At 55.0% G+C, this 11,797-nt stretch carries 10 protein-coding genes; 6 read left to right on the top strand and 4 right to left on the bottom strand.

The window, feature by feature from the left end; translation table 11 throughout:
- From J1C54_RS10045 to J1C54_RS10025, 5 genes are all read left to right on the top strand, one after another.
- Nucleotides 1–1,617: an acyl-CoA carboxylase subunit beta gene (locus tag J1C54_RS10045; RefSeq protein ID WP_229147019.1), complete on the top strand. Its 1,617-nt coding sequence runs from the start codon at nt 1–3 to the stop codon at nt 1,615–1,617.
- A 38-nt stretch (nt 1,618–1,655) separates the two neighbouring features.
- Nucleotides 1,656–2,816: an acyl-CoA dehydrogenase family protein gene (locus tag J1C54_RS10040; RefSeq protein WP_229147018.1), complete on the top strand. Its 1,161-nt coding sequence runs from the start codon at nt 1,656–1,658 to the stop codon at nt 2,814–2,816.
- 5 nt (nt 2,817–2,821) lie between these two features.
- Nucleotides 2,822–3,625, top strand: a complete 804-nt coding sequence (locus tag J1C54_RS10035; RefSeq protein WP_229147017.1) for an enoyl-CoA hydratase/isomerase family protein — start codon at nt 2,822–2,824, stop codon at nt 3,623–3,625.
- Between the two features lie 31 nt (nt 3,626–3,656).
- A complete protein-coding gene (locus J1C54_RS10030; RefSeq protein ID WP_229147016.1) occupies nt 3,657–5,603 on the top strand; it encodes an acetyl/propionyl/methylcrotonyl-CoA carboxylase subunit alpha in 1,947 nt (648 codons plus the stop codon).
- A 171-nt stretch (nt 5,604–5,774) separates the two neighbouring features.
- Complete coding sequence (locus J1C54_RS10025) at nt 5,775–7,607, top strand: long-chain-acyl-CoA synthetase (RefSeq protein WP_229147013.1); 1,833 nt, start codon at nt 5,775–5,777, stop codon at nt 7,605–7,607.
- Nucleotides 7,608–8,251: 644 nt separating this feature from the next.
- Here the strand turns inward: J1C54_RS10025 and J1C54_RS10020 are convergent.
- The 3 genes from J1C54_RS10020 to J1C54_RS10010 all read right to left on the bottom strand — a co-directional run bounded on the left by J1C54_RS10020 (nt 8,252) and on the right by J1C54_RS10010 (nt 10,420).
- A complete protein-coding gene (locus J1C54_RS10020; RefSeq protein ID WP_229147011.1) occupies nt 8,252–8,692 on the bottom strand; it encodes a phasin family protein in 441 nt (146 codons plus the stop codon).
- Between the two features lie 189 nt (nt 8,693–8,881).
- Nucleotides 8,882–9,199, bottom strand: coding sequence for a hypothetical protein (locus tag J1C54_RS10015; RefSeq protein ID WP_229147009.1), 318 nt, complete (start codon nt 9,197–9,199; stop codon nt 8,882–8,884).
- A complete protein-coding gene (locus J1C54_RS10010) occupies nt 9,200–10,420 on the bottom strand; it encodes a DUF445 domain-containing protein (RefSeq protein WP_229147007.1) in 1,221 nt (406 codons plus the stop codon). It abuts the gene before it with no gap.
- Nucleotides 10,421–10,697: 277 nt separating this feature from the next.
- Between J1C54_RS10010 and J1C54_RS10005 the strand changes: the two genes are divergently transcribed.
- Nucleotides 10,698–11,456: an SCP2 sterol-binding domain-containing protein gene (locus J1C54_RS10005; RefSeq protein WP_229147004.1), complete on the top strand. Its 759-nt coding sequence runs from the start codon at nt 10,698–10,700 to the stop codon at nt 11,454–11,456.
- On the opposite strand, the gene J1C54_RS10000 is transcribed toward J1C54_RS10005, so the two are convergent.
- Nucleotides 11,447–11,782: a hypothetical protein gene (locus J1C54_RS10000; protein WP_229147002.1), complete on the bottom strand. Its 336-nt coding sequence runs from the start codon at nt 11,780–11,782 to the stop codon at nt 11,447–11,449. The genes J1C54_RS10005 and J1C54_RS10000 overlap by 10 nt on opposite strands.
- Nucleotides 11,783–11,797 lie beyond the last annotated feature (15 nt).

Raw genomic sequence — 11,797 nt, 5'->3', positions numbered from 1 at the left:
ATGCCGGCGATTGAAACCAGCCTGGATATCCACAGCGAGGAATTCAGCCAGAACCGCGAGGCTATGCTGAAGGCCGTGGAAGAATTCCGCAGCATTGAGAAGAAGGTGGTCGCCAAAGCGGAAACGCAACGACCAAAATTCGAAAAGCGCGGCCAGTTACTGCCACATGAACGGGTCACCCGCTTACTTGATCCGGGCTCACCATTTTTGAGCTTGATGAATCTGGCCGGCTACATGATGCATGACGACAAGGATGGCACCGAAGCTGGCGGTGGCTCCATTGCCGGAATTGGCTATGTCAGTGGTGTGCGCTGTCTAGTGGCCGCGTCCAATTCAGCAATCAAGGGTGGCACCATCTCCCCTGCCGGCCTGCACAAGTCACTACGTCTGCAAGCAATTGCCAGAGAAAACAAACTGCCAATCGTGTCGTTATCAGAATCCGGCGGCGCTAACCTGAACTATGCCGCTGAAATTTTTGTTGAGGGTGCGCGCACCTTTGCAAATCAGGCGCGACTGTCGGCACAGGGCATTCCGCAAATCACTGTGGTACACGGCAATGCCACCGCCGGCGGCGCCTACCAGCCTGGCCTGTCCGACTACTGCATTCTCGTACGAGGCCGCGCCAAAATGTTCCTTGCCGGGCCGCCGCTGCTGAAGGCAGCAACTGGTGAGATCGCCACCGACGAAGACCTTGGCGGAGCAGAAATGCATGCAACCGTGGCCGGCACTGCTGAATATATCGCCGAAAGCGATGCTGATGGCATTCGTCTGGCACGGGAGCTAATGGCTAACATTCCATGGAATGAACAGCTAACTGCCCATGCAGAAAGGCAGTGGCAGCCACCCCATTATGATGAGCAAGAGCTACTCGGCATCGTTCCAGCCGACACCAAAAAGCCTTATGACGTTAGAGAAATTATCGCCCGTATCGTCGACGGCTCGGAATTTCTTGATTTCAAGAATGACTGGGACGCGGCCACCGTGTGCGGCTGGGCCAAGGTGGAAGGAAAGGCCATTGGCGTGATCGGCAATAATGGCCCAATCACCGCCCGGGGCGCTGCCAAGACAGCCCAGTTCATTCAACTTTGCGACCAAAGCAATCGGCCTTTGCTGTTTCTTCACAACACTACCGGTTTTCTTGTTGGCACCGATGCGGAACAGAACGGCATCATCAAGCATGGGTCGAAAATGATTCAGGCCGTGGCCAATGCCCGGGTGCCGAAGATTTCCATCCTCGTCGGTGGTTCCTATGGCGCGGGCAACTACGCCATGTGCGGTAGGGGTCTGGACCCACGCTTTATCTTTGCCTGGCCGAATAGCCGGGTGGCGGTAATGGGTGGCCAGCAAGCTGGCATGGTGCTGCGCATTGTTGCCGATGCCAAGCAACGGGCTATGGGCATCGAGCCAGACGAAAAGGTTCTCGACATGCTGCAGCAAACCACAGCGATCAAGCTCGACAGCCAATCTACCTCACTGTATGGCACCGCCAGATTGTGGGACGACGGCATCATCGACCCCCGTGACACCCGACGGGTAGTTGCCATGGTGCTGGACGTCTGTGAGGAAGCGGAGCGACGGCCACTGCAAAGCAATACTTACGGTGTGGCGCGCCTGTAAGCGCCATTACCCACTACGAATCCCATCAGGAGATTACGATGCTTTTCACTCAGGAACATGAAGAACTGCGCCGCACCGTACGTAACTTTGTTGACAAGGAAATCAACCCTTACGTTGACGAGTGGGAGAACAACCCGCCGTTCCCGGCCCATGAGTTGTTCAAGAAACTCGGCAATTTGGGCCTGCTGGGTATCAGCAAGCCAGTGGAGTACGGCGGCATGGGCCTCGACTACACCTATTCGCTTGTGGCATCGGAAGAGTTCGGTGGTATTCGCTGCGGTGGCGTACCCATGGCTATTGGCGTGCAAACCGACATGGCCACTCCGGCCCTGGCCCGTTTTGGTTCTGACGAACTGCGCCGTGAATTTCTTGCCCCTGCCATTGCCGGTGACATGGTCGCCTCAATTGGCGTAAGCGAACCGCATGCCGGATCTGACGTTGCCAACATCAAAACCACGGCGCGCAAGGACGGCGATGACTATGTCATTAACGGCACCAAGATGTGGATCACCAACTCCACCCAAAATGATTTTTTCTGTCTGCTTGCCAACACGAGCGACGGCCCGAAGCACATGAACAAGTCGCTGATCGTTGTGCCCAAAAACACCCCCGGCGTCAGTGTCTCAGAGCCACTGAACAAACTGGGAATGAGGTCCTCGGATACCGCGCAGGTGTTCTTCGATGATGTGCGCGTGCCGCAGCGTTACCTCATCGGCCAGGAAGGCATGGGCTTTATGATGCAGATGATGCAGTTTCAGGAAGAACGACTGTTCTGTGCGGCTAACAGCCTACGCGGCATGGATCTGGCCATCGCCGATACCATTGAGTATTGCCGCCAACGTCATGCCTTTGGCATGCCCCTGCTGGACAATCAGGTGGTGCACTTCCGCTTGGCCGAGCTGCAATCCGAGGTCGAATTGCTGCGTGCACTGACCTACTCAGCCGGCGAGGAGTACGTCAACGGCAAGGATGTCATGCAAAAGGCCTCCATCACCAAGCTTAAAGCTGGCCGCCTGACCCGCGAAGTGTATGACAGCTGCCTGCAGTACTGGGGCGGGCAGGGCTTTATGTGGGACTCCAACATCGCCCGCGGCTACCGTGATAGCCGTCTTGGCTCCATTGGTGGCGGTGCAGACGAAGTCATGCTGGGCATCATCTGCAAAACCATGGACATCCTGCCGGGCAAGAAAAAGGGATAACCGATATGACTCTGCCAGCCACTGAGACCCTGCTGCTGGGCGAAGATGGGCCATTTTTACATATCACGCTGCACCGGCCGGAATCACGCAACGCCATGAGCCTCACCATGGTCAACGAGCTGATGACCGTGTTCGACTCCATCAGCAAAGATGACAACTTTCGGGCTGTGATCCTGCGTGGAAGCAACGGCCATTTTTGCGCCGGCGGCGATATCAAGGACATGGCAGGGGCACGCATGAAAGCCGCTTCAGGTGAGAGTGACGCCTACTTCCAACTGAATCGTCGATTCGGCGAAATGATCACTTTGGCAAATCAGCTGCCACAAGTACTGGTTACCGTTATCGAGGGCGCAGTTCTGGGTGGTGGCTTCGGACTTGCCTGCATTTCTGATGTGGCCATAGCGGCAGAGAATGCGCAGTTTGGCCTGCCGGAAACCGGGCTGGGTGTAATTCCTGCACAGATCGCCCCATTTGTTGTCCAGCGAATCGGCCTGACTCAGGCGCGCAGACTGGCGCTCACCGGTGCTCGCTTCAGCGGCGCCGAGGCGGCTCGCCTTGGCATCGTTCACGAAGCCATACCGGCGGCGGAGCTGGATGCTCGACTGGACGTCACCCTGAAACAGATTCGCCGCTGCGCACCACATGCTAACCGGATCACCAAGCAACTGGTGTTAAGTGTCGGCCAACAGCCACTTGAAGAACTACTTGATCAAGCTGCGAGGGATTTCGCTGCTGCCGTAGCCAGCGCCGAAGGCGCCGAGGGCACCATGGCATTCGTACAGAAACGCCTGCCCAATTGGGCGGAATAATTTTCCGATAAAACTGTTACCGGAGCCCGTCATGGCTTTTGAAAAAATTCTGATTGCCAACCGCGGCGAAATAGCCTGCCGGGTGATCCGCACAGCACATTCTCTGGGCTATCGCACCGTGGCCGTCTATTCGGAAGCTGACAGGGATGCCCGCCATGTTGCCTTGGCTGACGAAGCCATCTGTATCGGCCCTGCCACGGTCAGTCAGTCTTATCTGGATGCCGATGCCATCATTGCCGCCGCACAGAAGACCGGTGCCGATGCCGTGCATCCTGGCTATGGTTTCCTGTCAGAGAACTCGACCTTTGCCGAAGCCTGTGAAGCTGCTGGCATCACCTTTATTGGCCCACCCGTCAACGCCATTCACCTGATGGGCTCTAAACGACTTTCCAAAATCGCCATGCAGGAAGCCGGTGTACCCTGCATTCCTGGCTACGAGGGCGCCGATCAAACTGATGCCACTTTGATTCAGGAGGCAGGGCGCATTGGCCTACCCTTAATGATCAAAGCGAGTGCCGGCGGTGGTGGACGCGGCATGCGTGTCGTAACGGATATGTCAGAGTTGGCTGAACAATTGCGTTCGGCACGTGCCGAAGCAAAAAGTGCATTTGGCAGCGATGAGCTGATTCTGGAGCGCGCAGTAATGCGACCGCGCCATGTGGAGATTCAGGTCTTTGGTGATCAGCACGGTAATATTATTCATTTGGGTGAGCGCGATTGCTCGGTACAGCGACGCCACCAGAAGGTGGTAGAAGAAGCCCCCTCCCCTGCAGTCAGTCCTGCGCTGCGGGCAGAGATGGGCGCAGCGGCCGTCAACGCCGCCAGATCCTGCAAATACGTGGGCGCCGGCACTGTGGAGTTTCTGCTAGCCGAGGACGGCAGTTTCTACTTTCTTGAAATGAATACCCGTCTGCAGGTTGAGCACCCCGTGACCGAGCTTGTTACCGGCCTTGATCTGGTGGCCTGGCAAATCCGTGTCGCCCGCGGCGAGACCCTGCCGTTAACCCAGAGCCAGGTACAACTGAATGGTCACGCCATCGAGGTACGGCTGTATGCCGAGGAGCCAAGCCAGAACTTTATGCCACAGACCGGCCCTGTGCTGACCTGGACACCTGCTGAAGGCGACGGAATACGGATTGACCACGGCTTGCGGGAGGGATCCAGCATTGGCAGCCACTACGATCCGATGCTGGCCAAAATTATCGCCTACGGCGATAGCCGCGAAGATGCCCGTCGGCGTTTGATCCGCGCGATTGAAGATACGGTGTTGTTTGGCCTTCAGGATAATCGTCGTTTTCTGGCAGCCATTTTGCGCCACCCTGTATTTGCCGCCGGTGATGCTACCACCGCATTTCTTGACAGTGATTTCGGTGATGACCCAAGCATGGCCACACCACAGGCCAGCCACGCCCTGTATGCCATCGCAGCCGCACTGCTAAGCAATCAAAAACATGCTTCAGTTAATGCGTGGCATAGCAGTGACCACGGCGCTCAACCTCTCATCCTGGGTACAGGTGAAAGCCGCCAGACCGTCATGCTGCAGCGTCATGAGCACGAGCTGACCGCTCTGGTGGGTGATCAGCAATTCACCCTGAACCTGCATTTTCTGAACAGCCAGCAGGCCGAGCTCAGCGTAAATGGAGTACGCCGCTGTATCTCCATGCTATGCATTGGCCATCAACTTTGGCTCGATGATCACGGTCAGGCACATGTCTTCACCGACCTGACCCATTTGCCTGTATCTGCCGCCGAGGGCCCCGGCTCAGGCCAGCTCAAGGCTCCCATGGATGGCGCCGTCATCGCCGTCAGGTGTGAGCCAGGCCAGCAGGTCAACCGGGGTGAAGTACTGGTAGTAATGGAAGCAATGAAAATGGAGCACAGCCTGAAGGCCAGCGCCGACGGCGTGGTGTCCTCGGTAGACGTGAAGGCAGGCGATCAGGTCAAAGGTAAACAAATCCTGTTGACCGTGGAGCACTAACACCCTGACTCGCTTGCCAGCCCGGGTGTGGTGCGGTTATGGTACGGCCGCACCTTTTTTGCAGCGGCTCCCATGCCGCACTCTGCCGGGACCCTGTGCCTGTACCGACCCATAGTCGGGCCGCAACAGAGCGACCGATAATATTTTCGATCAACACGAGACGGAGATCCCATGAGCAACGCCGACGTCATCTCGTTGCCCAAGCTACTTTCAAGAATGCCTATGCTGCTGGCTAACCTGCCCGGCATCGTCAAAGGCTCGAAAATGGCTAAGCTGACCGACAAAACCATGCCCCTAGGCCTCGGCCTGGCTATTCAGCGTGCTACAGAAATGAACCCCAACGGGGTCGCAGTAATTCACAATGACACCCAGCTGACCTACACCCAATTCAACGCCTGGGCGAACCGCATCGCAGACTATTTTTCCTCCATCGGCCTGAAAAAGGGCGATGTAGTAGCGGTCGACATGGAAAACCGCACCGAACTCCTTGGTACCGTTGTTGGTCTGGCCAAGATCGGTGCGGTCTCTGCCCTGATTAACACCTCCCAGCGCGGCAAGGTACTCACCCATAGCGTTAATCTGGTTGAACCCAAGGCGGCTATTGTAGGTGCGGAACTGGTTGAAGCCATTGAAGAGGTGCGCGAGCACCTTGACCTGCCCGCCGACCGCTTCTATTGCTTTGCCGATCAGGACACGCTCGACAACCCCGGTACGGTACCAGATGGCTACCTGAACCTCGCTGAGCTGATTCGGGATTGCAGCAGCCAGAACCCTGAGTCCGCCAGCAAAATATACCTGCGTGACCCGTTGTTCTATATCTACACATCAGGCACCACCGGGCTGCCGAAAGCGGTGGTTTTCAACCATGGCCGTTGGCAGAAGGCCTACGGTGGATTCGGTTTTTCTGCAGTACGCCTGCAAAAACACGACCGCATGTATTGCACACTTCCGTTCTACCACGCCACTGGCATGGTCATCGGCTGGGGCTCGGCCATCGCAGCTGGTGCTGGCCTGGTGCTTGCGCGGAAGTTTTCTGCCAGTCGCTTCTGGGATGATATCCGCAAAAACGACTGCACCGCCTTTGCCTACGTCGGCGAGCTGTGTCGTTACCTGAACGAGCAACCAGCCAAACCCAATGACCGCGACAACAAAGTTCATGTCATCGTTGGCAATGGCCTTCGCCCGGGTATCTGGAAAGGGTTCAAGGCACGCTTTGGCATCGAGCGGGTGGTTGAGCTTTATGCCTCCTCAGAGGGTAACGTTGCTTTCACCAACATCTTCAACTTCGACAACACTGTCGGCTTCTCACCAGTGTCTTACGCCATCGTCAAATACGACAAGGAGCGGGAGGAACCGGTGCGTGGTCCGGATGGCTTTATGATCAAAGTCAGCAAAGGTGAAGCAGGTCTGCTGGTGGGCGAAATTAGCGACAAAACCCCTTTCGACGGCTATACCGATCCAGAAAAGACCGAGAAATCTGTCCTGCGCAATGTATTCAAAAAAGGCGACTCGTACTTCAATACGGGCGACATGATGCGCGATATTGGTTTCAAGCATGCTCAGTTTGTTGACCGTCTGGGTGATACCTTCCGCTGGAAAGGCGAGAACGTATCAACCACCGAAATCGAGCAAATCATGGATGGCTTCGAGGGTATAGTTGAAACCGTGGTCTACGGCGTTGAGATTCCCAATACCAATGGCCGTGCGGGCATGGCTCAGGTACGTCTGGACTGTGACCACAGCCAGTTCAACTTCAAAGGCCTGTGTGAGTACCTGAAGCACGAGATCCCTGCTTATGCTGCTCCTGTATTCATCCGCATCAACACGGAAGAAATGGAGACCACAGGCACCTTCAAGCACCAGAAAAACAAGCTCAAGGAACAGAAGTACGATCTGGCCCAGCAAGACAACCCGGTATACGTCATGTTGCCAGGTGAGAGCTGTTACCAGCTACTGACTCCTGAGCTACAGAAAGGTATTGATGGAGGTCAGTTCCGCTTCTAACCGCCACAACTCTGCTGTAAAGAAAAAGGCCAGACAACGATGTCTGGCCTTTTTTATTGTGGATAAGTCTGTGGAAAGTTCCACGACGCCCCGGACACAGAGCATGGCCGATCAGCGGCATCGACATTCACAGCAACAGCCCACTTTCAGTGCAATGCAAAGAATCAGATAGTTACCTGTGCAACCTTACGAACAAATCAGGTCATTCCGCTAACCTGATATACCTCAATCTCCGAAGTATGATTTGTCGGCGGTCGATCATCCCGCTTCGGGCTATTTGCTGACCTGTAGCGCTGTCATTGTCCACAAAAACTGTGGAAAACTCTGTGTAAAACGCTCTTACAAAGGCGTGGAACCGGCATGAAACGGTACATGCCATCAATTTGACGTTTTTTTGACCTTTATATTAAATTTCATAAAAAACAACATGTTAAGGTAAAAAAATCACGAAAAAGCGGGGCTTTATGAAAAAAGCTTTGCCCTCACAGACAGTTACGCCAGCCTGTGCAGAAAAATATGCGTATGCCCCGAAAAAAGGCACCCCAAAGCGGTAACAAGCCCCCGGTCGGGGCAAAAAAAACGGGCCCCAGAGGATGGGGCCCGTAAAAAAACACCACAAGGGGTTGCGGTGTGCACTACAAACCTTATTTGCCCTTCTTGTCGCCTTCTGGTGTACCGCTAGACGACCGCTCATCAAGAGCTGCTGTAAGCTCTTGTACGCGTTTCTGCAGGGCCTCAACCTCACGCTTGTTGGGAATGCCAAGCTTCGACAGAGCCTTGTTCAGACGTTCATCAAAGGCCTTTTCCATCTTGCCCATGGTTTCGCCGGTGCGGCTACGTACTCGCTCCTTGATCTCTTCTACGCGAGTCTCGGAAATATCCCGGGTCTTTGATTCAAGGTCTTTGCCCACATCGACCAGGGTGTCAAACAGCTTGCTACCCTCTTCTTCTGCACGGGCAAACGCCCCCAGACCGGCAAGCCATATCTGGTGGGTGTATTTGCGCAGGTCAAGCGCACCGTCACCGCTTCCCTTCGGTGAGTGAGACTTGTCTTGCACTTCTTTACTCTGCTTGCGGTCAGACATCGACATACTCCGTTACCAGTTCCACAAGCCAATACAGCAATGGCAAATGCCAGAAAGTGAAACAATAGAATCAGCGCGAACGAGGTAATTGTAGGCGTGGACTATGAGAATAAATCAGAAATAGTGTCTGACAATCTGTCAAAAGAGTGAAACATAAGAAGGAATAGCAAGGACCTGAGTGCTGAACACTCAAAAATCGCCTTCATCGTCGTAATCGCGCATTGGCCGACGGCCAGATAGCAGGCTGATTCCGGTTTTCGCCAGATCTCTGGCGCGATCACGGATCACATCGGACTTGCCGAGCAGGGTCTCAACAAGACGCTGGCGCAGGTTTTCCTCCAGACGAGCGGCTCCTTCCTTGAGGCGCACGTCAACTTTACGCTCAATTTCCGGACCGATGTGGAAGCGAAAGGCCAAATGCATTATCAACAGGGTAATCGCCGAGGACACTCCGGCGGCGGCAAGTAGCAAGCCAAACACTTGCATGGCCGACAGCGTAATAACCACCTAGCTGACTCCGAATACAACCAGCAACTGGAACATTCCTGCCATGGCGCCCAACACGCCACCAACAAGAATCAGAATCCACTCGTCTTCCTGAAAAGCAGGTCTGAGCAGATCCTGAAACTCCTCTGAGGACAGCGCCTGCATTCTCTCACTGATGACCTTTTCAACGATGGCACCACGCTCGCGGTTAAAGACAGGGTCCTCGAACGGATACATGGACAGATCCACGGCCTTTTCTTCAATGGCCCGCTTCAGGTCCGCATACCCTCCCGGCCCCACTGTAAGCTGAGCTGCAGTACGTACTACGCCACCCTCAAGCAGAGGGCGTAAATGCTTTTTGATCAACATCCTGGTGCGATCACCACGGGGCCCATTGATCACCTGATGCATCATATTACGCAGCGTAATCATCTCGGTGGTACTGATGCGAGCGAACTGCTCTGCAACGTCTTTCTGACGCCTCAAGAACAGGCCCTGAACACGAAATGGCCCCATCTTTACCGGGTTCAATGGCCGGAAAATTACGTTCAATGCAACCCAGTTGGTGGCAATACCGACGATAAAGCCAAACACTGGCAGCACCCAGTTTTCCGGCATCAGAACAAATACCGGAATCTGCAGGAGACCAAACAGAAAACCAAAGTAAAAGCCCGAGTTGACCACAAAACGGAACTCTGGCTCACCAACTTCGCGGAACACGCGAATCAGCAAATCCTTGTCTTCGGTCAGCTGGGTCACCACCATGTGCTTGATGTCGACCAAATCCTCAATGTTACGACTGATATCATCAATCAGATTATCCATAACATCAGGAATCGCCCTGCGTGCACGATTATAGACACGCTTGCGTACCATCAGCGGCAGGTTTTCCCACAGCACACCATTGCGCTCTAACATGACTTCGTCAGTATATTCTTCGATCCGGTCCTGAGTGCTGCGAGTCAAGTGAGCGGCAATCTTCTCAGGCTCCATCTGACGGAAAAACTCATCGATAGAGCCAAGCTTTTCGAGGGTCTTTTCCACCACGATACGGCCCATTTTCTCCGCCTTGGCTGGAATGATCCCCTGCCAGCCAAGAAAGGGCTTGATGCCGATGAACTCTTTCGGCCAAAACGTCATCTGTACGGCAAGCCAGTTGGTTCCCCAACCAATAAGACCCGAAGCAACAGGGATGCTGACGTATTTCCAGAAGTCCGGATGGGATAGCAGGGCTTCAAACATGAAAAAAAAATTCTCCCCAAGTGAAGGGATACCATCCCTCCAACTAGTAACGCGACCTCACATCCGTGCTGCCCAGACACTCAGGCAAGCGGAAGTAAGCGTCTAGTATAGCCACATGCCCGCCCAGCGTAAGTGACCCGAGCACTTTTTTCGCGGCCAATCAGGACGATATGATGGTTGGTTGAGCCAACCGGACCCGGTTTTTTGTCCTGTCCGCTACCTCCATGGTGTGTAGAATGGTCTCTCTTACTTTAACTTCCACGGGCCTCGCGACGGCATGGAACAACAACAATCCCTGACTCGCCTCCTTGCGCTGGGCGCACTGGAGACAGTGCTCAACCAAGCGATTGCTCTGGAAAGTCAGTCTGCCGCCCGCCTCACTGCGCTGCACGGCACCGTGGTGCGCATCCGCCTGGAGAAGCCTGCCACCAGCATTTATATGCTGCTAGCCGAAGATGGCATCGAGATCCTGCACGATTATGAAGGTTCAGTAGACATCCGTATTCGTACCAACCTTGGCGCTCTGCTGCACTGGCTGATCGCTCCGGGCGCCATTGCGGCGGATGATGAACATATCCGGATAACCGGGAACGAGCCGCAACTGGGCCAGCTACTTGCTGCAATGGCAGAGTTTGACCTCTGGGGTGCGCTGCGCAGCTGGGTCGATGACCATCTGCGGCTGGAGGACCTACTAGTCCTGCTGCGCCGTGAAGACCCTCGCTGGTTTACCAGATTGGAGCAGGTGTCTGACCGAGTTGAGCTTATTGCCGAAGAACTCGGCAGGCAGCGCTTACTTCAAGAGGAAGTGCTGGACGCGCTCCACGGTCTGACTAAGGGAATGCGCCGTGAGCGGCGCCTGGATCTGCTGTTTCTCTGTTCCGGTATGGCCCTGCTGTTCGGAGCCTTCGCCACCGCTAACGGACAACTGCCTGTTCTGTTACTGGAAACGGAAGCGGGCCTGCAAACCCTGATCATGGCCAGTATAGGACTGACCCTGATCCTGTCTCGAATTCTGTTCGGTCATCGTTATTCCTGATCGCCCGTTCTTGGCGGCCGCCGACCCAGTATTTTGCCCAGACTGTCTTCCACAAAGCCGGCTCCAGTGCGGGCAATATTTCGAGTCGTTCCCTGAATAACTTCTCGGGTGGCCAGAGAAGTCACACCCTCACGCACCCCGCGACTTACCGCTTCCTCAACCCTCAGTGCCATTACATCAGAGGCCTCCTTGAGTCGCTGACGGAACTCTTCGTCGAGCTGCGCCATAAATCGAGGACGTACCCGGTTCTGCAGCCACCAGGCAATTACTGAGCAGGTTAAAGCGGCGCTGAGAGCCGCCGTTGCAACTATTGCCAGCCAATTCATCACGATCTCCGGTAA

The sequence above is a fragment of the Alcanivorax sp. 1008 genome (assembly GCF_020667895.1).
GTDB lineage: Bacteria > Pseudomonadota > Gammaproteobacteria > Pseudomonadales > Alcanivoracaceae > PGZG01.
Note: the sequence above shows the minus strand (reverse complement) of the source record. Positions and strands in the feature narration are given on the sequence as shown.